Annotated in this window: 21 protein-coding genes and 1 riboswitch; of the genes, 13 read left to right on the forward strand and 8 right to left on the reverse strand. The window is 62.9% G+C overall.

Annotated elements, in window-relative coordinates; translation table 11 throughout:
* Positions 1–5: 5 nt before the first annotated feature.
* Positions 6–365, forward strand: a complete 360-nt coding sequence (locus ABIE56_RS19110) for a toxin-antitoxin system YwqK family antitoxin (RefSeq protein WP_429245393.1) — start codon at positions 6–8, stop codon at positions 363–365.
* 114 nt (positions 366–479) lie between these two features.
* Here ABIE56_RS19110 and ABIE56_RS19115 read toward each other — a convergent pair whose 3' ends face one another.
* Positions 480–1,376, reverse strand: a complete 897-nt coding sequence (locus ABIE56_RS19115; protein WP_429245394.1) for an AAA family ATPase — start codon at positions 1,374–1,376, stop codon at positions 480–482.
* Between the two features lie 444 nt (positions 1,377–1,820).
* On the opposite strand from ABIE56_RS19115, the gene ABIE56_RS19120 reads away from it, so the two are divergent.
* The 4 genes from ABIE56_RS19120 (at position 1,821) to ABIE56_RS19135 (ending at position 4,283) form a co-directional block, all read left to right on the forward strand.
* Positions 1,821–2,066, forward strand: coding sequence for a CrcB family protein (locus ABIE56_RS19120; RefSeq protein WP_429245395.1), 246 nt, complete (start codon positions 1,821–1,823; stop codon positions 2,064–2,066).
* 33 nt (positions 2,067–2,099) lie between these two features.
* Positions 2,100–2,161, forward strand: a riboswitch (Fluoride riboswitch).
* Positions 2,162–2,236: 75 nt separating this feature from the next.
* Positions 2,237–3,559, forward strand: a complete 1,323-nt coding sequence (locus tag ABIE56_RS19125) for a voltage-gated chloride channel family protein (protein WP_429245396.1) — start codon at positions 2,237–2,239, stop codon at positions 3,557–3,559.
* A 14-nt stretch (positions 3,560–3,573) separates the two neighbouring features.
* Positions 3,574–3,927, forward strand: coding sequence for a DUF190 domain-containing protein (locus tag ABIE56_RS19130; RefSeq protein ID WP_429245397.1), 354 nt, complete (start codon positions 3,574–3,576; stop codon positions 3,925–3,927).
* A 23-nt stretch (positions 3,928–3,950) separates the two neighbouring features.
* Entirely contained in the window at positions 3,951–4,283 is a 333-nt protein-coding gene (locus ABIE56_RS19135) for a DUF190 domain-containing protein (protein ID WP_429245398.1), read from the forward strand.
* Here ABIE56_RS19135 and ABIE56_RS19140 read toward each other — a convergent pair whose 3' ends face one another.
* The 3 genes from ABIE56_RS19140 to ABIE56_RS19150 form a co-directional block, all read right to left on the reverse strand.
* The gene (locus ABIE56_RS19140; protein ID WP_429245399.1) at positions 4,284–5,396 is read right to left on the reverse strand and encodes an acyltransferase family protein; all 1,113 of its coding nucleotides are present in this window, start codon (positions 5,394–5,396) and stop codon (positions 4,284–4,286) included.
* A 39-nt stretch (positions 5,397–5,435) separates the two neighbouring features.
* Complete coding sequence (locus ABIE56_RS19145) at positions 5,436–5,711, reverse strand: hypothetical protein (protein WP_429245400.1); 276 nt, start codon at positions 5,709–5,711, stop codon at positions 5,436–5,438.
* A gap of 849 nt (positions 5,712–6,560) precedes the next feature.
* On the reverse strand, positions 6,561–7,412 hold the full coding sequence (locus ABIE56_RS19150; RefSeq protein ID WP_429245401.1) for a LysR family transcriptional regulator: 852 nt from the start codon (positions 7,410–7,412) through the stop codon (positions 6,561–6,563).
* A 96-nt stretch (positions 7,413–7,508) separates the two neighbouring features.
* Here ABIE56_RS19150 and ABIE56_RS19155 point away from each other — a divergent pair, with 96 nt between their 5' ends.
* The gene (locus ABIE56_RS19155; RefSeq protein WP_429245402.1) at positions 7,509–8,507 is read left to right on the forward strand and encodes a zinc-dependent alcohol dehydrogenase family protein; all 999 of its coding nucleotides are present in this window, start codon (positions 7,509–7,511) and stop codon (positions 8,505–8,507) included.
* An 18-nt stretch (positions 8,508–8,525) separates the two neighbouring features.
* Here ABIE56_RS19155 and ABIE56_RS19160 read toward each other — a convergent pair whose 3' ends face one another.
* The gene (locus tag ABIE56_RS19160) at positions 8,526–9,251 is read right to left on the reverse strand and encodes a hypothetical protein (protein ID WP_429245403.1); all 726 of its coding nucleotides are present in this window, start codon (positions 9,249–9,251) and stop codon (positions 8,526–8,528) included.
* Between the two features lie 153 nt (positions 9,252–9,404).
* Here ABIE56_RS19160 and ABIE56_RS19165 point away from each other — a divergent pair, with 153 nt between their 5' ends.
* Both ABIE56_RS19165 and ABIE56_RS19170 read left to right on the forward strand, forming a co-directional pair.
* Positions 9,405–10,139, forward strand: a complete 735-nt coding sequence (locus tag ABIE56_RS19165) for an SDR family oxidoreductase (protein WP_429245404.1) — start codon at positions 9,405–9,407, stop codon at positions 10,137–10,139.
* A gap of 143 nt (positions 10,140–10,282) precedes the next feature.
* Positions 10,283–11,773 carry a hypothetical protein gene (locus tag ABIE56_RS19170; protein WP_429245405.1) on the forward strand — a complete coding sequence of 497 codons (1,491 nt, stop codon included), beginning with the start codon at positions 10,283–10,285 and terminating at the stop codon, positions 11,771–11,773.
* A 1-nt stretch (position 11,774) separates the two neighbouring features.
* Here the strand turns inward: ABIE56_RS19170 and ABIE56_RS19175 are convergent, their stop codons facing one another.
* The gene (locus ABIE56_RS19175; RefSeq protein WP_429245406.1) at positions 11,775–12,269 is read right to left on the reverse strand and encodes an OsmC family protein; all 495 of its coding nucleotides are present in this window, start codon (positions 12,267–12,269) and stop codon (positions 11,775–11,777) included.
* Positions 12,270–12,528: 259 nt separating this feature from the next.
* Between ABIE56_RS19175 and ABIE56_RS19180 the strand changes: the two genes are divergently transcribed.
* The 5 genes from ABIE56_RS19180 to ABIE56_RS19200 all read left to right on the forward strand — a co-directional run bounded on the left by ABIE56_RS19180 (position 12,529) and on the right by ABIE56_RS19200 (position 20,357).
* Entirely contained in the window at positions 12,529–13,677 is a 1,149-nt protein-coding gene (locus ABIE56_RS19180) for an efflux RND transporter periplasmic adaptor subunit (protein ID WP_429245407.1), read from the forward strand.
* A 24-nt stretch (positions 13,678–13,701) separates the two neighbouring features.
* Positions 13,702–16,902 (forward strand): efflux RND transporter permease subunit, encoded by a 3,201-nt coding sequence (locus ABIE56_RS19185; RefSeq protein ID WP_429245408.1) that lies wholly within the window; start codon positions 13,702–13,704, stop codon positions 16,900–16,902.
* Complete coding sequence (locus ABIE56_RS19190; RefSeq protein WP_429245409.1) at positions 16,902–18,371, forward strand: efflux transporter outer membrane subunit; 1,470 nt, start codon at positions 16,902–16,904, stop codon at positions 18,369–18,371. The genes ABIE56_RS19185 and ABIE56_RS19190 overlap by 1 nt, the downstream gene beginning before the upstream one ends.
* A 23-nt stretch (positions 18,372–18,394) precedes the next feature.
* Positions 18,395–18,835: a hypothetical protein gene (locus ABIE56_RS19195; protein WP_429245410.1), complete on the forward strand. Its 441-nt coding sequence runs from the start codon at positions 18,395–18,397 to the stop codon at positions 18,833–18,835.
* A 166-nt stretch (positions 18,836–19,001) separates the two neighbouring features.
* The gene (locus tag ABIE56_RS19200) at positions 19,002–20,357 is read left to right on the forward strand and encodes a TolC family outer membrane protein (RefSeq protein WP_429245411.1); all 1,356 of its coding nucleotides are present in this window, start codon (positions 19,002–19,004) and stop codon (positions 20,355–20,357) included.
* 86 nt (positions 20,358–20,443) lie between these two features.
* Here ABIE56_RS19200 and ABIE56_RS19205 read toward each other — a convergent pair whose 3' ends face one another.
* Both ABIE56_RS19205 and ABIE56_RS19210 read right to left on the reverse strand, forming a co-directional pair.
* Positions 20,444–20,830, reverse strand: coding sequence for a YidH family protein (locus tag ABIE56_RS19205; RefSeq protein ID WP_429245412.1), 387 nt, complete (start codon positions 20,828–20,830; stop codon positions 20,444–20,446).
* Complete coding sequence (locus ABIE56_RS19210) at positions 20,827–21,714, reverse strand: LysR substrate-binding domain-containing protein (RefSeq protein WP_429245449.1); 888 nt, start codon at positions 21,712–21,714, stop codon at positions 20,827–20,829. The genes ABIE56_RS19205 and ABIE56_RS19210 overlap by 4 nt, the downstream gene beginning before the upstream one ends.
* Between the last annotated feature and the right edge of the window lie 106 nt (positions 21,715–21,820).

The raw sequence follows: 21,820 nt of genomic DNA on the forward strand, positions 1-21,820 counted from the left end.
AAAGAATGGCGCCTAGAAGCACCCAAATTCATCGTCGCTTCCATGAGGATGGCAGTCTCAGGGGAGAGTGGACGACCGTAGACGGAAAAAAGGAAGGCGTTGCGCGTATCTGGCACAAGAATGGCCTTCTCTCTAGCGAGGCGACATTCGTCGAGGGGCTGGCTCAAGGCGTCATCCGAGAATGGAGTGAAGATGGTCGCCTAACGCTGCAGGCGCATGTCGTGAATGGACAGTACGAGGGGAGCTACGAAGCTTGGTTCGATGACGGAAAATTGTTGAGAAAGGGAATCAAATACATGGATAAATCCTTGCCTGGATTCATCGAGTACCGTGCCGACGGGAGCGTGCTTTACGTCGTCGAATGAGATGATCTAAGCGAGCCTTTCTACTCACCACCCTGTTGACGCGCTGCGCTCGTCACTTCCAAGACTGCCAGATAAGACGCAGGCGCTGAACCCAGGACTGGCTAGGCCACGCTTTCAGAAAAGGAGCTGCCTGATAGCGTGTTCTGGATTAGACAGGAATGAATTAGCGACTATGTAATGCTCGGTTTCCTGAAGACTGGTCTTGACCAGGTCGTTGTCACTAACCTGCCATATGTCTGCGTCTGGATAAGCCATAAGTATCGGGGAGTGAGTGGCAATGATGAGCTGACTGTTCATCTTCACGAGTTCGTGAAGTCGCTTTATCATCTCCATCTGACGGGTCGGCGAAAGCGCTGCTTCAGGCTCATCAAGAATGTACAGGCCATTCCCGCGAAATCGCTTGTTGAAGAGAGATAGAAAAGATTCGCCATGGGATTGCTCGTGCAGCGACCGTCCGCCATACGAATCGATAAGCCGGGAGGATCCCGGCTCTCGGTCGAGGGCCTCTATCTCGGTAGCTACGTTGTAAAAGCTCTCTGCGCGAAAGAAATACCCGTCCTTAGGGCGTCTGGCCGTCTTTACGAGTCTCAGGTGTTGATGCAAGGATGAATGGGATTCTCGGGTGTGGAAACGAAAATTCTTACTTCCGCCTTCAGGATTAAAGCCCCAGCCGGTCGCGATGGCTTCCAACAGGGTCGACTTCCCGCTCCCATTCTCACCGACGAAAAATGTAACCTTCGGATGGAAAAAAATCTCGTTCAAAGACCGGAACAGCGGGAGCGAGAACGGATATGTTCGTGCGGATGGCAGTTGCTCCCGACGCAGCTTAACCGATAGCAAATAGTGCTCTGAGTCGATTGCTCGCGGGCTCACGGCGGCGCTCCTTAGGGTGTCTTTGTATTCTAACGGTCTTCCCCCGCAGAAAACGGTGTTTGATACGTCGAAGTTCGTGGCGCGGCGGGTGCATTCGCCGCAGGGGGGAGCTGTTCTGGAAAGGAAGAGGTTGAACATGATCTTTCATCAACGAAAGCGGACAACCCGACACAGAGCCATGCTATGGCAGCGACGGCTAAACACCGTACTTCGTTGGCTTTTGGCTTGCGCGGTATTGGGCGGCCTGTTAGTTCTGGCCAGAGTCGCGCTACATTGGAACGTGCCCGGGTCCGTGGGCTTTTCCCTCGTAGCCATGGCCTGTATCGGCGGACTACTTGCTTCCGTTCTCCGCACCTGGCTGTTGGTAAGATTTCCTCCACGCTTCCCACGATCCAGAGGACTTGGCTAACAATCGAGGTGAAAGACATTGAGCGATCAGAGGCTAATGAGTGAACTCACGGCTTTAAGGCAGAACGGTTACGAACTGTTTCGGACGTCGCTTCATGCTCGCCCTGCCCGGTGCTGCGTCGGGCTATGCGCAATGGGTACTGCTTTCCATTCCGCCTGACCGAGCCACCTGACATGCCACTGACCCTGCTCTCCATGGCCATCGGTTCAACCCTGGGTGCCCTACTGCGGTTTGGCGTGGCCGAAGCCTTCAACTACGTCGGCGGCCTGACCACGTTTTCCACCTTTTCCGCAGAGAGCTTCTTGTTGCTGCAGCGGGGTCAGTTCGGCGCGGTCGCCGCGCATCTGGCGGCTCATGTCCTGGGGGCATTGGGTTGCCTTGCCCTTGGCTTCTTCCTCGTCAGGATGGCCACCCGTTGAGACTTTGCCCTTGGGCTGATGCCGCATTACACTGAGCCCAACGGAGATGGCATGCCTCCGAGAACCGCCTTCGGGCTGATGATGCCTACGTATCCTGGATTCCCGGGGGCGTAGGCATTCGTGCTTATGGCGTCGGGAAACCAGGTGGTCCCACCACTTCTGGAACCCTAATGCGTCACCTACGTTCACTCGAGCAATGGGAGCTGCTGCCCTACATGGGCAAGTGGCTGATCATCGCCAGCTGCGCCGCCACCCTGGCCGGCACCGCCTCAGCTTTCTTCCTGCTCGCCCTGGAATGGGCCACCGCCACGCGCGAAGCATCGCCCTGGTTGATCGGCCTGCTGCCGCTTGCCGGCTTCGTCGTCGGCTGGGCGTATCACCGGATGGGTAAACCGGTTGAGGCGGGTAATAACCTGATCATCGACGAGATCCATGACCCCCGGAAGGTGATTCCGCGGCGCATGGTCCCGCTGGTCTTCATCGGTACGGTGGTATCCCATCTGTTCGGCGCTTCGGTAGGCCGCGAGGGCACGGCCGTCCAGATGGGCGGGGCACTCGCCGACCAGCTCACCCATGTCTTCCGCCTACGCCACGAAGACCGGCGGGTGTTGCTCATGGTCGGCATGAGTGCCGGTTTCGCAGCCGTCTTTGGCACCCCGCTGGCGGGCGCGCTATTCGGCCTTGAGGTACTCGCCATCGGACGGCTCCGCTATGACGCGCTCTTTCCCTGCGTTATCGCCGGGATCGTGGCCGATCGCGTTTGCCTCGCCTGGGGCGTTCACCACACCGTGTATGTCGTCGATACCGTCACCGCCATGACCTGGCAAACAGCCTTGAGCGTGATCGTTGCCGGCATCATCTTCGGCCTGGTGGGGCTGCTCTTCGCGACAGCCGCGCATCACGTGGGGGCGTGGATGAAGCGCTGGATCGCGTACGCGCCCTTCAGGCCGCTGATCGGCGGCGCAGTCATCGCGTTGTCCGTGGCCGTCTTCCATACCTACCGATACATCGGGCTGGGTATCCCGACGATTGTTGAAGCGTTCCAGCATCCGCTGGCGCCTTGGGATTTCGCGGGCAAGTTCGTCTACACCGTGGCCTCCCTCGGGTCCGGCTTCAAGGGTGGTGAGGTGACACCGCTGTTCTTCATCGGCGCGACCCTTGGAAGCGCGTTGGCACCGCTGCTCCACCTTCCTGTCGGCATGATCGCCGGGCTCGGTTTCGTTGCCGTCTTCGCTGGCGCGGCGAATGTGCCACTGGCTTGTACGGTGATGGCCATCGAGCTATTCGGGCCAGCCATCGCCCCGTTCGCCGCGATCGCCTGCGTTGCGAGCTATCTGTTCTCGGGCCACGCCGGCATTTACCACGCGCAACGCCTCGGACGAGCCAAGCACGTGCGCCACCTGCCTGAAGATCTGCGCCTGGCCGAGGTGAAGGCGTACCGCAAGAGCCTCCGGCCAGCGAACGAATCCCCATCCCAGTCCCGCGAACCGTGACACAGGAGCGATACATGCACGATCTGGCGGCCTTGCGCCTCTATTTTCCCTCATCCAGCCGCGCCGAGCGCACCCGCTTCTGGCACCACCTGTCGGCCCCTGCGCTGGCGCATCATTTGCTGACGGTCGCTCGTAAATCGGGTGTGGAACAAGCCATCCTCCACCATATCGATTCGGGCTACCTCAAGGGCCACCGCCTGAGCCACCATCACCCCGAGGCGCACACGATGCACCACCCCCAATGCCTGGAGCTGGTCGACCGGAGGGCAAAACTCGAGACCTTCCTGAAGGAACACGCCGATGAACTTAAAAAGGTACGCGTACTGATGTTCCATGGCGAGCCGTTGAAGGCGATCGCCACCGACTGATCATCTACCGAGGGCCAGACACCATGAAAGGCTACCGCATACTTTTCTTTACGCAGGAAAACCGAAAGGTCCACGGTCATCCGGTTGGCCAGTGGATTCTCGATACGGCGCGGAAGCTCGGTGCACCAGGTGGCACCCTGACTGTCGACGCGGCGGGTTTTGGTCACTCGGGAAAAATGCACTCCGCAGGGTTCTTCGAGATGGCCGACCGGCCGATCACCGTCTCGGTGACGACGGACGAGGCGATATGCGAGGCGCTGATGGCCGCGATCGCCGCCGAGCATGTCGATCTCTTTTATTGCAGAAGCGAAGTGGAGTTTGGGCGGCTCGACGGTGGTGCACAGAAGGAGACGTGACTAGTTCGCGCCCGGTACGCGACCAGACATGGGCTTTCCCCGGCTCAGATAGCTGCGCAACGGCATGTCATAGCACCGCATCACCACGTAAGCGAAGGCGACGGTAGCCACCACGCCACCGACGATTACCAGTGTCAGCGCGGCCGTTCCCGGGTGCTTCGTGTCTACGTAATTGCCGAACGCATAGATGACCGCATAGTGCGTCGTATACAGCGGATACGAGATATCACCGGCAAACTTGCAGAAACGCTTCGAACGCTCGTTGAGTGTCACGCCCGCCCCCAGCATCACCAGTGCGGGAAAGACAAGCATGATCACGGCAGCTTCGCGAATCCACCCACCGGTGGCATAAGGCGTCATCAGCGCGAGCGCAAGAAGTACGGCCGGTGCGGTGAATCCCAGCCGCGTCTTGATCAGGAACCCGGATCGATAAACCAGCAACCCGGCGAGGAACGAGAAGTTCACTCGTGCGGCGCCGACCCAGAACGTCTGGCCGTTGAAGCCTGCCCACAGGTTGCCCTGCGTGTAACCGACCGCGCAGAGGATGGCGGCCGCCACCACCGTAGCCACGACCAGCCCGCGCCGTCCCAGGCGGCAAAGAAACAGGGCGTAGGCGATATTCGCGATGTATTCCCAGAACAGCGACCACGCCGGCGAGTTCAAGCTGAAGAGGCAGAAGCTGCGCTCCTGCATGGCTGGGTAGGGAATCAGGAACACCGACGCCAGGAAGATCAGGCTGACCTGGCCGGGGCTCAAGCCTAGCGGCGTGGTGCGAAAGGGATCCGCGTACAGCGCGATAAGTCCGAGTACCGACCCAAACACCACCATGGGATGCAGGCGGATAAGCCGCACCCGGGCGAACGTCCGCAGCCCCATCGATCCGATGCGGTCGTCGTAGGCGTAACCGATGACGAAACCGGACAGGCAGAAGAAGAAATCCACCGCCAGCCAGCCGTGGCCGATGAGTAGCTGGCTGTAATTGCCGATGACCATTTCCATGAAATGGAACACCACGACGGCAAGCGCGGCGACGCCGCGCAGCCCGTCCAGGGCGGGGAAATGCTGGCGCGTGGGTTGGGGCACCGGGATGTCCGGGAAAACCGAGTGGGCCATGCCTTGCCGTGTGCTTTATGGCGGTACGAACCGCCCACTCTAGGGCAAGCGGCGGCCGGTGTCCCAACAAATCTGTGCGTGAGCCTCGCTCAATCGCTGCGTGCCCAACAAGGTCATCGCCGCAATGGCTTCCAGGGACAATCCAAGCCCCTTGTAGTCGACCTCATCCGCTTCATGGATTAAATCGGCCAGCGTGGCCGTCACGCCACGCGAGTATTGCAACCACATCGTCGCTTCATTCAAAAGATCGTGGGTCGTCTGAACATTGCCGGCATCGTCGCCAACATCAGATCCAGACCCCAGGTTTTCGCTCACGGCTCGCATCACTCACTCCCATGTGTCACCACACCGCGATCTAACGTGGCACGACAGTCGTCACGACCTGCCATGCCACGGACCATACGATCGCGGGTTCACCGGTAGCCCGTGACCGGGCGCCGGGTGGCTTGATTGACGAAGTAGTCGGGGCGAAGGCCAACGATGAGGAACGCCAGGCGCCTTGCCTGCCTCATTCGATCAAGAATTGCCTCAAAAAGAAGGCCTCGCCGCGGTTCTTCAACCGTGCCTGCGGCCTATGCAGGCGGCCCGTTGGCCGGTGAGGTGTCGCCGGGGGGATTCGGCGGGCGAGCGAGTGCCGTATGATCAGGGGTAGCCATAATCAACTTCCTTAGAGCTGGTTTTGGTTAGCGAGCCAGGCGGTGCTCTAACACCTCTGGCTCGCGACTTTCACCGCGTACAGCGGTGGTTGCCTGCGCGGCGGGGGTGAACTGCGCGCAGGCAACGAGGCGACGGTAGCAAAAGTTTGGTGATGATGTCTGTAGGAACTTGGGACATCGTGTGTAGGCGGAAGGAAGCGCTCGGATGTGAATCCGGCAAGTCTTGTTTCTTCCGGAATCTTGCCGAGGGAAGGCTGACAAACCGTTCGGTAAGCGACATGTTGACGGCCGGTTGTGGCGGGGCTAACGTCCGCTGTAACAACTAGCCCGTTGATCTGCTGAGGCAAGACCTCCTGGTTGATGGATGAAAAAGCCGGCGCAAGCCGGTTTTTTCGGTTCTGGAGTACGGAGGCGAAATGAAAAAATTGCGCCCGCGCATCTATGTCGATGGATACAACTTTGTCGGGTGCGGCAACGGGTATTCACTTACCCAGCGCCGCGACTTCTTCTAGTCATCAGCACGCACGATCGCCAGAACTTCATCCAGGAAGGCCCGCAACCGCGGCAAATGCCGAAGATCACGGTGATACCCAAGCCACACATCGCGCTCAGGCGGTGCTTCCCCAAGATCGATACGTTCGATCCCCGCAATGGCATCGCCAAGCGGGCAGGGAAGCACGGCAATACCGACACCTTGCGCACAGGCACGCCCCTGCGCTTCACGGCTGTTGCTGCGAAAGGCGATCCGCGCATCGGGCAAATGCTGCTGTAGCCACGCCACATCCGGCATGCCGCCAAACGCGACATCCATCGTGACCAGACGATCGTCGAATGTCGCGCCGACCGCGCGGTACGCGGCGTAACGCATCGTCATCAAGCGCCGCTGTGCAATATCGGGTTCATCGAATGGCGTGATGCGGAATACCAGGTCGGCTTCGCGCCGGGCAAGGCTGAGCAGTCGTGCATCGGTGATGAGTTCGACCAGCACGGCCGGGTGGCGCACGCCGAGTGCAGCGACCGCACGCGTGAGTACATGTGCACCGAACCAATCGGATGACGACACACGCAGCACCCCATCGAGCGAACCCGCTTGCCCGCTCGCCGCACGTGCGATCCCCAACGCCTCGGCCTCCATGCGTTCGGCATGGGCCAGCACGGCGGCGCCTTCGTCGGTAAGCACGAAGCCTTCGCTGGTGCGTTGGAACAGCGTGGTGCCCAGCGCCTCCTCCAGCGCCCGGATCCGCCGGCCCATGGTCGGCTGGGTCTGGCCAAGGTCCCGCGCGGCGGCACCCAGGGTGCCCCCGCGTGCCACGGCCAGGAAGATCTTCAGGTCGCTCCATTCCATAAGCCGATCATGCATTTATGCATGGGTGTCGTGCAAATACGGGCGTTCTCATGCGGGTTCGCATGGCCTAAGTTATCCACAACAGCGACGCCGTCGCTCCGGAGCAAGCCCATGTCCACCCACGCCACCATGACCGCCCTGCGTCTCGAAGTCGCCGGCCAACCCCTCCGCGTCGCTACCGTGGAACGGCCCGTCGCCGGCCCCGGCCAGGTGCTGGTCCGCATCGCGGCCGCTGGCCTCAACCCGCTGGATGGCAAGATCCGCGCCGGCCAGGGCGCCCATGCCCGCCAACCGGCCCCGGCCATCCTGGGTATCGATATGGCGGGTCATGTCGAATCCGTCGGCCCGGGTGTCGAGGGTTTTGAACCAGGTGATGCGGTGTACGGCATGACCGGTGGCGTCGGCGGTGTGCAGGGTTCACTGGCGCAGTACGCCGCCGTGGATGCTCGCCTGCTGGCCCACGCACCGGACACACTATCGCTGGCCGAGGCCGCCGCACTGCCTCTCGTCTTCATCACGGCATGGGAAGGTCTGGTCGATCGCGCCAACGTACACGCAGGTCAAACCGTGCTGGTGATTGCCGGCGCAGGTGGTGTCGGCAGCATGGCAGTGCAGCTCGCTACCGCGCGTGGTGCACGTGTGTTCGCTACGGGCAGCAAGGCACAGCAAGCCATCATCGAAAGCTTAGGCGCTACGTGGGTCGATCGCGACACGCCGATCGATGCCGTCGTCGAAACACACACCGCTGGCGAAGGCTTCGACATTGTTTACGACACCCTTGGCGGTGCGACGCTCGATGCCGCGTTCGTCGCCGCACGCCGCTACGGCGGACACGTCGTCAGCAGCCTCGGATGGGGCACGCATGCGCTGGCGCCGTTGTCGTTCCGCGCGGCGACCTATTCCGGCGTGTTCACCCTGATGCCGCTACTCACCGGTAAAGGCCGCGAGCACCACGGCGAGATCATGGCTGAGGCTTCCATGCTGGTGGATGCGGGCAAGCTGCGGCCGGTGCTTTCGGAACAGCGCTTCGTGCTGGCTGATGGCAATGCGGCGCTCGATCTGGTCGAGAGTGGCCGTGCCGGCGGGAAGGTCCTGGTGGTCGTGGCGTAAGCCGCCACCACCGGGCCATTACGTCCCGCTTGGCGCGACTCTATTGAACACCCGCCACACAGTCACCGGCTCCTTCATCCGCTTTGCCGCGAGGTCAGTACGAATCGACAGTTGCCGCCCATCCGCCGAAAGCGAATAGCGCTGCGTCACCTGCATCCGATCCGGGTTGCCGGATTCCACGACAAACTCACTGCCGTACCAGCCGGTGATGGGATCGCGCGGGTCGCTCGTGCCCTTCGACGAAAGCGGCACCTCGCGGCGCACGCCGTCGCCTTCGACATGCAGGGTGGTCGTGTCCTGGGCGATCACGATATGCGTGGGCCAGGGTGTCTGCTTGGTGATGCCATCACCGCCGCCCGCGCGGCTGCCGGAGCTGGACGAGGCGCCACCGCCACCGCCACCGCCACCGCCGCCCATGCCACCGTGGCCCATCCCGCCACCGCCCATGCCGCCGCCACCCATACCCCCGCCACCCATCCCACCACCAAAGCCACCCCCATGGCCGCCGCCGTGCCCACCCCCGTGGCCACCGCCACGTCCACCCCCCGAGCCGCTTTGCTCCAGGGCCAGCTTCTCCGCAGGGTCTTCGCTTCGAGTTGGGTCGAGCTGCCAATTGCCCGTCAGGTCCACAGCGGTCGTCGGCATCGGTGTCAGCGGCAGCAAGCGATTACTGGCACAGCCCGCCGCTGCGAGTACAGCAAACGCGAGGGAAAGCGGGATGGCGCGGTGGCGAATCAGGGGCATGGCGAGATTTCCGGCAGGCAAACCATTGGGTAACACCCCGGTAACGCACCAATCGCGCGGAGGTAGACATCCAGCGGTTGCATCACGCACCCACCGCCCATAGGTCGAAAAGGATGTCCAACCCCAATGCCTCACCCTTGGAGATGTACCGCAATGAATGACTCGCAAAAGGTTGCACTGGTCACGGGCGCGACCCGTGGTATTGGCTTCGAAACCGTCCGCCAGATTGCCGAGACCGGCGTGCGTACCCTGCTGGCCGGCCGCGACGAGGCCCGCACGAAGGAAGCCGCCAAGAAGCTCAGCGATGCGGGCCTGCCGGTCGATCCGATCGTGCTCGATGTGACGGATGCCGGCTCGATCGTTGCCGCCGTCAAGCATGTCACCGACAAGTACGGCCGCCTCGATATCCTGGTGAACAACGCCGGCATCCTGCTCGATGCGCTGGACAAGAAGCCGTCGCAGCAGTCGCTGCAGGTGTGGCGCGATACCTTCGATACGAACCTGTTCGCCGTCGTTGAAGTCACCAACGCCTTCCTGCCGCTGATCAAGGCCTCGCCGGCCGGCCGCATCGTCAACGTCTCCAGCCAGCTGGGTTCGTTCGCCATGCACCTGGATCCGAAGTCGCCGATCTTCGATTTCAAGATCCCGGCCTACAACGTCTCCAAGAGTGCCGTGAACGCGTGGACCATCCACCTCGCTTATGAACTGCGCGATACGAACGTGAAGGTGAATGCGATCCACCCGGGTTACGTGAAGACGGAAATGAACGGCGGTCACGGCGAGATCGATGTGCCGACGGGTGCGAAGTCGAGCGTCGAGATGGCACTGCTCGATGCGAACGGCCCGACGGGCACGTTCACCTACCTTGGCAAGACGCTGCCCTGGTAATACAGCGCTCACGCGCGGGAAACATCTTTCCCACGCCAAATTGAACCGATGCGCGAAGACGGCAATGCCGCTCGCGCATCGGCTTCAAACCTCTACCATCGAACTCACAGCGCCATCCCCCTCCCCGCATGTGAGGCGCCACGATGAAAGAGGATGATCCCTCGCGGCCACGCCGCGACTTTTTGCGACAGAGCCTGGCTGCCATCGGCGGCGTGAGTGTTGCCAGCGCCACTGGCCTGGCGGGTCTGTCTGCACTTTTCAGTGACGATGCGGCGGCGGCGGATACACCAGCCACCGATGTCATCACGCGCGCCCGCCGTGAGTTGATCATGTTCCATGGCCAGTCCAACGCCGTGGGCACCGGTGGCCGGTCCGCACTGACGTTGCAGGAGATCTATGCCAACGTCACCTTCAATGGCGGTGTGCGCCCCGGTACCGATCCCACGGCGATGACCCGCCTTGCGCCACTGGTGGAATACGACGGCGGCCACGGCACGGGCGGCGAAGTGGGAACGAATGCGTGTGCCGACGGCCTGGTGGAATACACCACCGCGCTGACCGGCGTCCCCTTCGCTGCACAGTTCAGCCAGTACAGCGCTTTCACCAGCGGCGAAGGCGGCAGGCCGATCGGTTACTTCGCCAGCTTCCTTGCCGCCGATAACCTCAGTGGCTACCAGGGCTGGAAGAACAGCCAGCTGCGCTTGCAGAACATGATCGGCTTGATGCGCGCGGAAGCGACGGCCACGGGCGGCAATATCGGCTGGCTCGCGACGACCTGGCAACAGGGTGAAGCGGATTCCAGCGGGCTCAGCGAAACGCGGAAAACCTACGCCTCGAAACTGAAGGCACTGGAGGCGGCGCACTGGACGAAGCTCTGCCAGGTGCTGGTGCCTGAGCAGGCCTGGCGACCGCTGTGGCTGGTGGCGCAGGTATGCAGCCATAACAGCTACGGCAGCGGCAGCATGGCGTTCTGCAATCCGTTCATCGCGTTGGCGCAACGAGATGCCTGCCTGGCGAGCGCCACGATGCGCATGGTGAACCCGCAGTATCTCTTCGACTACTTCGATGAATCGTCGGTAGGGCAGCCCATGCTGCACCTGACCAATGAAAGCCATCGCTGGCAGGGCCGCTATTTCGCGCGCGCGATCTTCCAGCTCGTGCAAGACCGCCAGGCCGGCTTCCCCATGCGTAACCCGGCGCTCGACATGGTGATGGCCATGGTCACCGGGCCGCGCACGATCTACGTCGTGTTCAACGTACCTGACGGTGTTCTTACGCTGGATACATCGTGGGTCGCACCGACGAGGAACTACGGCCTGGACCTGCGCGATGCGAACAACGCCGTGGTGCCCGTGAGCACGGCCGATAACAACCTGATTGCCGCCGTCGAGGTGATCGCCGGTGACATGCTGAGGCTCACGCTCAAGACGCCGCTGCCTGCCACCGTCACCAAGGTCAGCCTCGGCTGGGGCGACCCCGCGGAGCCGCCATCCATCGCCGGCCGCACGGGAGGCCCACGCAGCAACATCCGTGACTCCGCCGGCGACACCGACCTGTACACGGCAAGCGACGGCTCACAACGCCCGATGCACAACTACGCCCTGGTGGGCGACGTGAGCCTGATGCGCATGTAACTCAGCCGGTCTTGTCGAACTCGTCGCACGCCTCGACCATGGCGGGCTCATGCATCGTATCCCGCGGTGGTTCGTGGGCATGCCCCGGTGGCGATGTGACGCGCCGCGACGTGATGTCGGCACCGCCGCCGAGCGTCTTGCCCACCGGGCAGCGCTCGGCGATATCCATCAGCTTGGCCACTTGGGTCTCATCGAGCGGACCATCGACGTAGATCTGCCGATCGAAGTGATCGCGACCGGCGGCATCACGGCTGTGCGATACCGCTATCTGGACGCCAGCGACGGGCCATTGCTTGCGCCGGGCATACATCTGCATCGTCATGGCCGTACAGGCACCCAGCGCGCTGCTCAGCAGTTCATACGGCGTAGGGCCGGTTGCAAGGCCACCCAGTTCGGCGGGCTCATCGGCAAAGAACGTTGGACCTTGCGCGGCGATGGCGACCTGGTAGCCGCCCGCGCCCGTGGTCTCGATAAGCACCGGTTTGGAATCACTCATGGCCAGGCCTCGTGGGGAGCCAAGAGGATAAACCCTCGCGGCCCCGGGTCGCACACGTTGGTGCGGGACACCCGGTAGCACCAAACCACCACAACTTGCAGCGGCATGCCATCGCACGCTCGCTATGGCCAATCCGCCACGAGCGGCCTTGCGATCGCATCCAAATAGCAGCAGGGCGGTTCTATCGGGCGCATGCCTGCGCCCCCGACACTCGGCACGAGCTGCCCGTACGTCCGCATCCGCTGTTGGGGACAAATCCATGAACCTCGCTAATCGCCTTCCTTCCACGGTTGTCGCGGTCATGTTGCCGCTCGCCGTGCTGTTGACCGCCTGCGGAAAGCACGCGCCCGATGCCGCCGCGCAGGCCACCGAGGTGGATGTCGCCCAGGTGGTGAACAAACCCGTGGCCGAGTGGCAAACCTACTCGGGCCGCTTGCAGGCGATCGAGCGCGTGGATATCCGGGCGCAGGTGCCCGGCACCATCATGAAGGTGTACTTCAAGGACGGGCAGACCGTTAAGAAGGGCGATCCGCTCTTCCTGATCGACCCGCGCCCCTATGCCGCCGCCGTGGACCGCGCCACGGCGCAGGTCGCCGCCGCCAGGGCGCGCGCGGTGTTCACCACGGCAGACTACGCTCGCGCCCAGAAACTGCAGGCGGGTAATGCCATCTCGAAGCGCGACTTCGACGATCGCTACAACGCGTCGCTGACAGCGACCGCCGACGTAAAGGCCGCGGAAGCCGCGCTCACCGAGGCCCGCGTGAACCTGGATTACACCGCGATCAACGCACCGGTCGATGGCAAGGTCTCACGCGCCGAACGCACCGTTGGCAACATCGTCGCCGCCGGCTACAGCTCGCCCTCCCTCACCACCCTGGTCTCCATGTCGCCCATCTACGCCGACTTCGACGTGGATGAACAGACGTACCTGCGTTATCTCAGCCTGGTCGGCCAGCGCGAGGTCGTGGTCCATTTGGGTCTGGCTACCGATGAAGGCACACCGCGGATTGGCAAGGTGGCCTCTGTGGATAACCAGTTGAATAACACCACCGGGACTATCCGGGTTCGTGCAGCTTTCGATAATCCCGACGGCGCCCTGGTCCCCGGGTTGTTCGCGCGGGTATCGGTGGGCGCCGGGCTGCCCCATCCCGCCATCCTTATCGACGACCGCGCCATCTCCACCGACCAGGCGAAGAAGTACGTGCTGGTGGTGGATGACAAGAGCAAGGCGCAGTACCGCGAGGTCACCCTCGGCAACCTTGTCGATGGCCTGCGCATCGTGGATACGGGCCTGAAGCCGGGTGAGCGGATCATCGTCAGCGGCTTCCAGCGCGTGCATCCCGGTGATGCCGTGAAACCCAAGGTCGTCGCCATGTCCGGCGAAAACGATCCCGTCGCCAGTCGCTGACCCTGTCGGCCATAGCGAGATGCCATGAATATCTCCCGCTTCTTCATCGACAGGCCGATCTTCGCGTGGGTGCTCTCCACGCTTATCCTGCTGGCCGGCGTCATTTCCGTGTTCGCGTTGCCGATCTCGGAGTATCCCGAGGTGGTGCCGCCCTCGGTGGTGGTCTATGCCTCGTATCCCGGTGCAAATCCCAAGGTGCTGGCCGATACCGTGGCCGCGCCGTTGGAAGAGCAGATCAACGGCGTGGAAGGCATGCTCTACATGCAATCCCAGGCCAGTGCCGATGGCAACATGGCGCTCACGGTCACGTTCCGCCTCGGCACCGATCCGGACAAGAACCAGCAGCTGGTGCAGAACCGCGTATCGCAGGCGTTGCCGCGCCTGCCACCCGATGTACAGCTGCTGGGCGTCACCACGATCAAGTCCTCACCGACGCTCACGCTGGTGGTGCACCTGATCTCGCCGGACAACCGCTACGACCAGACTTACCTGCGCAATTACGCGCTGATCAACGTCAAGGAACGCCTGGAGCGGATTACCGGCGTGGGCCAGGTGGTGATCAAGGGCTCTGGTGACTACGCCATGCGCGTGTGGCTCGATCCGCAGAAGCTGGCAGAGCGCAACCTCACTGCCGCGGATGTGGTGGCCGCCATTCGCGAGCAGAACGTGCAGGTGGCTGCCGGCCTTATCGGCGGCTCACCGATGAAAGGGCAAGTGCCGTTGCAGCTCAGCATCAACGCCAAAGGACGCCTGCAGACCGAGGATGAGTTCCGCGACATTGTGCTGAAGAGTGAGGCGGGAGCATTGATCCATCTGCGCGATGTCGCGCGCGTGGAGCTTGGCGCGGCCGAGTTCGGGTCGCGAGCGCTGCTGGATAACAAGGAAGCCGCGGCGCTGTGGATCTTCCAGCTGCCCGGGGCGAACTCGCTGCAGGTATCGCACGACGTGCGCGAGGCGATGAAAGAGCTTCAGCCGGATATGCCACCCGGCGTGGAGTACAGCATCGTGTACGACCCGACGACCTTCGTGCGGGCAAGTATCGAGGCGGTGATCCACACCTTGATCGAAGCAGTGATCCTGGTCGTGCTGGTGGTCATCCTGTTCCTGCAAACCTGGCGAGCGTCGCTCATTCCGCTGTTGGCAGTGCCGGTATCGATCGTCGGCACGTTCTCCTTGCTGTTGATCCTTGGGTATTCCATCAACGCCCTATCGCTGTTTGGCATGGTGCTGGCCATCGGTATCGTGGTGGACGATGCGATCGTTGTGGTGGAGAACGTCGAGCGAAACATCGAGTCGGGTCTACCGGCGCGGGATGCGACTTACCAGGCCATGTCCGAAGTGAGCGGGCCCATCGTGGCGATCGCGCTGACGCTGGTCGCGGTATTCGTGCCCCTGGCCTTCATGTCCGGCCTTACCGGCCAGTTCTACAAGCAATTTGCGATGACCATCGCCATCTCCACGGTCATCTCGGCGTTCAACTCCCTGACCTTCTCACCGGCCATGGCCGCCTTGCTGCTGAAGGGCAGGGACGAGCCCAAGGATTGGCTCACACGCGGTATGGATCGTGTGCTTGGCCGGTTCTTTGGCGCGTTCAACCGGGTGTTCCAGCGGGGCTCCGACTATTACGGCCGCGGCGTCGCTGGCGTCATCCAGCACAAATGGGTCATGGTCGTGGTGTACCTCGTGCTGCTGGGCGGTGCCGCGTTCATGGGCCACATCGTGCCGGGAGGATTCGTGCCGCTGCAGGACAAGGAGTACATCATTGCCATCGCGCAGCTGCCAAACGGGGCATCGCTGGATCGCGCCGAAGCGATCACGCGTGACATGGGCCGCATCGGCCTCGAACAACCCGGTGTAGAACACGCCGTGCAGCACCCGGGCCTTTCGATCAACGGCTTCGTGAACTCGTCCAGCTCCGTGGTGATGTTCCTGAAACTCACCCCTTCGGCCGATCGTCACGGTGCCAGCGAATCGGCTGGCGCCATCGCCATGGCGCTCAACAAGAAGTATGCCGCCATCAAGGGCGCGTTCATTGCGGTGTTTCCACCGCCGCCGGTGCTTGGTCTTGGCACGCTGGGCGGGTTCAAGTTCCAGATCGAGGACCGCGGTGCGCAGGGTTATACGGCGCTGAACGAGGTCACGAAGAACTTTCTTGCCAAGGCCGCGAAGACGCCCGAGCTGGGTCCGGCGTTCACCAATTACCAGATCGATGTGCCGCAGCTGAAGGTGGATCTGGATCGCGACAACGCCAAGCAGCTGGGCGTAGCCGTCACCGACGTGTTCAATACCATGCAGGTGTTCCTGGGCTCGCAGTACGTCAACGACTTCAACCGCTTCGGCCGCGTGTTCCAGGTGCGCGTGCAGGCCGATGCGCCGTTCCGCGCGCACCCGGAGGATATTGGCCAGCTGAAGACCCGCAATGCGGCGGGGGAAATGATCCCGCTTTCGTCGCTGGTAAAGGTCTCGACCACCTACGGGCCAGAATCCGTCGTGCGCTACAACGGTTACCTTGCCGCCGATATCAACGGCGGGCCGGCGCCGGGCTATTCCTCGGGCGAGGCGCAAGCCGCGGTGGAGCGCCTGGCGGCGGAAACCCTGCCGCGCGGGTTCAAGCTCGAATGGACCGACCTGACCTTCCAGCAGATCATCGCCGGCAACACCGCCGTGATCGTTTTCCCGGTCAGCCTGCTGCTCGTCTACCTCACCCTGGCCGCGCTGTATGAAAGCCTCACGCTGCCACTGGCGGTGATCCTGATCGTGCCGATGAGCCTGCTGTGCGCGTTGTTCGGCGTATGGCTGGATAACGGCGACAACAACATCTTCACCCAGGTGGGCTTGATGGTGCTGGTGGGCCTGGCCTCGAAGAACGCTATCCTGATCGTCGAGTTCGCACGCGAGCTGGAGATACAGGGTCGCAGCATCGTGGAGGCGGCGATCGAGGCCAGTCGCCTGCGTCTGCGCCCGATCCTCATGACCTCTATCGCTTTCATCATGGGCGTGGTGCCGCTCGTGTTTTCCCACGGCGCGGGTTCCGAGACGCGACACGCCATGGGCATCGCGGTGTTCTTCGGCATGCTGGGTGTCACGCTATTCGGTTTGCTACTGACACCGGTGTTCTACGTGCTCATGCGTGCGCTGGCGGGCGCCCACCAGCTTGAAGACAAGCACGGCCGCAACGGGCGCGTCATCGGTATCGAGGATGCCTTGCCGGAGAGGGCCAGCTGATGCGTACGCATATCGCTTTGCTTGGTGTGCTGGTCGCGTGTGGCGTGGCCGGCTGCTCACTGGCGCCAAAGTACAAGGTGCCCGATGTAGCCCCCCCGTCGGCGTATAAGGAATCGCTAGGCGCCGACGCACAAGGGAGCTGGCAACCCGCGCTGCCGGCGGAGGCTGCGGGCCGCGGCGAGTGGTGGAAGGTGTTCGGCGAGCCGCAGCTGGACGAGCTGGAAACGCAGGCGATGGCTGGTAACACGAACCTCGCCGTGGCGGCGGCGCGCGTGCAGGAGGCGAGAGCCGCCGAACGTACGGCGGGCGCGGCCCGCTTCCCGAATATCTCCGCCGGCTTTGGCCCCACGCGGCAGCAGAACGCGCCCGAATCGCTCGGTGTGCCGGATACCGGCGTGCGCCCGGATGCGCAGACCGTATGGCGGGCGCAGGCGAATATCTCTTACGAGGTGGATCTCTTTGGCCGGGTCGCTTCCACGGTGGCCGCGGCAAAGGCCGAGAGCCAGGAATCGCAGGCGCTGTACCAGTCGGTGCAGTTGATGCTGCAGGCCGATGTGGCCCAGAACTATTTCCGGCTGCGCGAGCTGGATGCGGAGATTGTCGTTTACGACCGCGCCATTGAGTTGCGGAAGGACACGCTGACCTTCGTTTCGAACCGCTACGAGGCTGGCGAGGTGACCGATCTGGACAGGGCGCAGGCCGAGGCGGAACTGGCGACGGCAAAATCCGATGCCATGTCCGCGCGGCGCGCTCGCGCGACGACCGAGCACGCGCTGGCGGTGCTGTTGGGCAAGGCGCCGGCGAATTTCACCTTCGCGCCCGCGCCACTGAAACCCGTGGAGCTCCACATCCCGCCCGGCCTGCCATCCAGCCTGCTCGAGCGGCGGCCGGATGTCTCGGCGGCCGAGCGTGCCATGGCCGCCACCAACGCGCGGGTGGGTGTGGCGCGCGCCGCCTACTTCCCCTCCATCGTGCTGACCGGCACCGGCGGGTACGAAGCCGAAAGCCTGAGCAACGTGTTCAAGTGGTCGAGCCGCAGCTTCCTGCTGGGACCACTGGTGGGTACCGCCATCAATTTGCCCCTGTTCGACGGGGGTGTGAGGAAGGGCAACCTGGAACAGGCCAAGGCGCGTTACGAAGAAAGCGTGGCCCAGTACCGTGGGCAGGTCCTTGTGGCGTTTCGGGAGGTGGAGGATAGCCTCTCCAATCTGCGCATCCTCCAGGAGCAGACCGCCGTGCAAGGTGATGCGGTGAACGCTTCCACACGTGCCTTCGGCCTGTCGAAAGCGCAATATGAGGATGGATCGGTGGCCTACCTGAACATCCTGGATGCCGAGCGCGTGGTGCTGGGCGCGAGACTTAACGAGGTGCAGCTGCGCGGCGAACAGGCTGGCGCCACCGTGGACCTGATCCGGGCGCTGGGTGGCGGCTGGCAAGCCGAGCCGGCCCCGAACGTCGCCAACCGCTGAGAACGCACACCGAGGTTCACACCATGTCCTCTTCGACCCTAGGCGCGATGCTGCGCATCACCGAGAACTGCATCAAGGCCGATTGCATGCAGGACCTTGAGCGTAGTGCCAGCAGCAACGGCCCCTGCGGCGAGCGCGACCTGCGCCAGGTGCAGGAGTTCTTCGATACGGCGAAAACGGAGTTCACCTCGCGCATCCTCGCCGGCGCCGAAGTGCGTCCGGTCCAGCTGGGTGCCGGGCAGAACAACACGGTCGCGCTCATCCTGCAGACGTTCCGCTGGACCCCGGATTACGACATCCGCAACCCCACCCACCCGTACAACGCGGCGTGGAAGGTGTTCGCCACCTGGTGCGCCGAGAACGAGCTGGCGCCGGTGTTGCGCAAGTACCACGATGCCCGCGGAAAGGAGCATTGGTACGAACTGACGGTCCGTTCGGCGCTCAACATGCCGGCCAGCCCATGACCGGTACTGTCCGGCCTGCGTTGTCCGCGGACACGATTCCGGACAGCGGCGCTTTACGCCGGTTCATGCGAACCTTCGAAGAAACAGTGGGATAGAACGAGCCTGTGGTCGTGGCACGGTAGTTGCTCAACGCCGGGAAGCCTCCGTGCGTTTAGGGAAACCGTCCATGCGTAAGAACACCCTCTCGGCCTGCCTTGCCGGCCTGCTGGCCCTCACCGGCGGTTTGCCCGCCGTGGCTGGCGCCGAAGACCTCATGGACATCTACCGCGAGGCGGTGGCCAACGACCCCGTGCTGCAAAGTGCGGATGCACGCCGGCTGGTGGTGGCCGAAGGCGTCCCCCAGGCTCGTGCTGCCTTGCTGCCACAGCTCTCCGCGGGCCTCAGCCTTCAGCAGTTCCATCCGGCCTATTCGAACAACACCAATAGCGATGGCACCCCCGTGAACGGCGGCGACGGTCATAGCCGCCAGCGCGACCTCACGTTGAACCTCGACCAGACCGTGGTCGATCTTTCCAAGTTCGCCCGCGAACGCCAGGCCCAGCAGACCGCCGAAGCGCAGAACGCGACCTACGAAGGGGAACTGCAGGACCTGTACGTCCGCTCGACCCAGGCGTACTTCAACGTGCTCGTGGCGCAGGACCAGGTCGAGGTGTTCCAGTCCTACGAGGACGCGTACCACCAGTCGTACAACCAGGCGCAAACCTTGTTCGACAAGGGCCTTGCACCAGAAGCCGACCTGACCCAGTCGCACGCCTACTACCTCTTCATCAAGTCCGAGCGGGTCGATGCGGAAAACGCGTTGAAGGATGCACGCCGCGCCCTGCAGCAGCTGACGGGCAAGGAGCCGGGCACGCTGAAGACGCTGCGCGATGATCTGCCAATGGATCGCCCCACGCCGGACGATGCGACCGTGTGGGTAAAGCAGGCCGAGGAACAGAACCCCTCGGTGGTCGCGGCCACGCATCTGGTGAAGGCCGATGAGCACTCGATCAACGCGGCCCGCAGTGGCCACCTGCCCACGCTGAACGTGGCCGTGGGCTACGACAAGCTCGGTTCGTGGTCCAACGTGAATCGTGGCGGCGCGGGTTACGGCCCGGGTAGCACCACGATCGGCCTGGTCGTCGCCGTACCGTTGTTCAGTGGTGGCCTTACCCAGTCGCAGGTTCGCCAGGCGATCCACCAGCGCGATGCCGACCAGGGTGATCTGGAATCGTCGCGCCGCCAGGCCGCCCGTGATGCCTACAATTATTTCAATCTGGTGGTCGCCGGCATCAGCCAGGTCGATGACGCACGCACGGCCGTCGAATCAGCGAAGAAATCACTGGCGTCGCTGCGCGCCGGTTACGACATTGGCACGCAGAGCCTGACTAACGTCGTGGTGGCCATCCAGATCCTCGCCGAAGTGCGCACCCAGTACACCTCGCTCCGCCACCAGTTCATCCTCAACAAACTGCTGCTGAAGCGCAGCGTCGGCGCCGCCCAGCTCAGCGACGTCGAAGAAATCAACCGCCTCCTCCAATAATCCCGCCGACAATCCAGAGGTCTATACCCATCAGGGATCGTCGCCCCCTGTAGGAGCGCGCTCGCGCGCGATCCCCTCACCCCCACCTACAACGAAATCACCACCAGCTGCCGGGCCACATACCCAACAAGGAAGATCCCAATCACCACCACAAGCCACGAGAGCGCCCTCTGCGGCCCCGTGCCCGAATAACTGTGGTTGTCCTCATCCGCAATCTGTCGCTTGTTCCGGTGATATCGCAGCGTAGCCAGCCACGTCATCCAAGCCCCGACCAGTATCAAACCCAGCCCTAACAGTTCCGTGGCCCGGGTGTTCACGTGCACGGCTGTATGCGGGCCCGTTGCCAGCGCAAACGCCAGGAACAGATCGAAGCGTTCCAGCAGAAACCCGAAGGCCATCACGGCGATCGCTGTCCGCACCCACGCCAGGTAGGTGCGCTCATTTGCGGCATGGTCCGTAAAGTGCGGTATCAAAGCGTCTTCCCCAGCATCAGTTCCACCACCCAATCAATAAACACCCGAAGCTTCGCGCTCACGTGCCGGTTAGGCGGGTAGGCCACGTGCATCGGCATGGATTCAAATGACCAGTCCGCGAACAGTGGGACCAGCTCCCCACGCTCGCGGTGTACCTCCGCCATATAGGTGGGAAGCCAGATCACGCCGAGCCCAGCCACACCCGCGGCCAGGTACGCATTCCCATCATCGAAAGCGAACGCATGCTGGCCTTGCACCTCCACCTGCTCCCCATCACGCTGCATGACATAGGGGTATGTCTTGCCCGAACGTGCCCACAGGAAGCCGACGATGCGGTGGTGGGTGCCTTCGAGGTCGCGTGGATCGATCGGTGTCCCGTGATTTGCCAGGTAGGCTGGCGCGGCATAGGCACCCAGCTGAAGGTCGCCCAGCGAGCGGGCCATCAGCGACTGGTCAAGCAGCGTACCGCCGCGCACGACGCAATCCACGTTCTCCCCGATGATGTCGACCACTCGGTCGCTGACACCCATGTCGATCTGGATATCGGGGTAACGCGCATGGAATGCCGGCAACGCGGGTACCAGCACGAGCCGCGCGAAGGGGCTGGGCACATCGACACGAAGCCGGCCACGCGGCACGGCTGAAGCGCTCGAAAGACTGGTCTCCGCATCATCCAGTTCGGCGAGCAGGCGTACGGCACGCTCGTAATACACGGCGCCATCGGCGGTGACGTTCACCTTGCGCGTCGTTCGATTAAGCAGCTTCACCCGCAGGCGCGTCTCCAGCTGCTGCACAAGCTGGGTCACCGTGGTCTTGCTCATATGCAGGGTATCGGCGGCCTTGGTGAAGCTTCGCGTCTCCACCACCCGTACGAACGCCTGCATGGCGTCGAAACGATCCACAACTTACCCCCTGCCGACGTCGGACTGTTTGGATTCTACAAACAGTGATGGGTGCGGTTGCTCGTTTATCCCACCCCGGCCGGTGCCT

This window comes from Luteibacter sp. 621 (assembly GCF_050435445.1).
GTDB lineage: Bacteria > Pseudomonadota > Gammaproteobacteria > Xanthomonadales > Rhodanobacteraceae > Luteibacter.

Bases quoted from the DNA above. Each gene is read 5' to 3' on its own strand.
- ABIE56_RS19110 (WP_429245393.1), top strand. From the start codon at position 6: ATGGCGCCTAGAAGCACCCAAATTCATCGTCGCTTCCATGAGGATGGC.
- ABIE56_RS19115 (WP_429245394.1), bottom strand. From the start codon at position 1,376: ATGTTCAACCTCTTCCTTTCCAGAACAGCTCCCCCCTGCGGCGAATGC.
- ABIE56_RS19120 (WP_429245395.1), top strand. From the start codon at position 1,821: ATGCCACTGACCCTGCTCTCCATGGCCATCGGTTCAACCCTGGGTGCC.
- ABIE56_RS19125 (WP_429245396.1), top strand. From the start codon at position 2,237: ATGCGTCACCTACGTTCACTCGAGCAATGGGAGCTGCTGCCCTACATG.
- ABIE56_RS19130 (WP_429245397.1), top strand. From the start codon at position 3,574: ATGCACGATCTGGCGGCCTTGCGCCTCTATTTTCCCTCATCCAGCCGC.
- ABIE56_RS19135 (WP_429245398.1), top strand. From the start codon at position 3,951: ATGAAAGGCTACCGCATACTTTTCTTTACGCAGGAAAACCGAAAGGTC.
- ABIE56_RS19140 (WP_429245399.1), bottom strand. From the start codon at position 5,396: ATGGCCCACTCGGTTTTCCCGGACATCCCGGTGCCCCAACCCACGCGC.
- ABIE56_RS19150 (WP_429245401.1), bottom strand. From the start codon at position 7,412: ATGCATGATCGGCTTATGGAATGGAGCGACCTGAAGATCTTCCTGGCC.
- ABIE56_RS19155 (WP_429245402.1), top strand. From the start codon at position 7,509: ATGTCCACCCACGCCACCATGACCGCCCTGCGTCTCGAAGTCGCCGGC.
- ABIE56_RS19160 (WP_429245403.1), bottom strand. From the start codon at position 9,251: ATGCCCCTGATTCGCCACCGCGCCATCCCGCTTTCCCTCGCGTTTGCT.
- ABIE56_RS19165 (WP_429245404.1), top strand. From the start codon at position 9,405: ATGAATGACTCGCAAAAGGTTGCACTGGTCACGGGCGCGACCCGTGGT.
- ABIE56_RS19170 (WP_429245405.1), top strand. From the start codon at position 10,283: ATGAAAGAGGATGATCCCTCGCGGCCACGCCGCGACTTTTTGCGACAG.
- ABIE56_RS19175 (WP_429245406.1), bottom strand. From the start codon at position 12,269: ATGAGTGATTCCAAACCGGTGCTTATCGAGACCACGGGCGCGGGCGGC.
- ABIE56_RS19180 (WP_429245407.1), top strand. From the start codon at position 12,529: ATGAACCTCGCTAATCGCCTTCCTTCCACGGTTGTCGCGGTCATGTTG.
- ABIE56_RS19185 (WP_429245408.1), top strand. From the start codon at position 13,702: ATGAATATCTCCCGCTTCTTCATCGACAGGCCGATCTTCGCGTGGGTG.
- ABIE56_RS19190 (WP_429245409.1), top strand. From the start codon at position 16,902: ATGCGTACGCATATCGCTTTGCTTGGTGTGCTGGTCGCGTGTGGCGTG.
- ABIE56_RS19195 (WP_429245410.1), top strand. From the start codon at position 18,395: ATGTCCTCTTCGACCCTAGGCGCGATGCTGCGCATCACCGAGAACTGC.
- ABIE56_RS19200 (WP_429245411.1), top strand. From the start codon at position 19,002: ATGCGTAAGAACACCCTCTCGGCCTGCCTTGCCGGCCTGCTGGCCCTC.
- ABIE56_RS19210 (WP_429245449.1), bottom strand. From the start codon at position 21,714: ATGCAGGCGTTCGTACGGGTGGTGGAGACGCGAAGCTTCACCAAGGCC.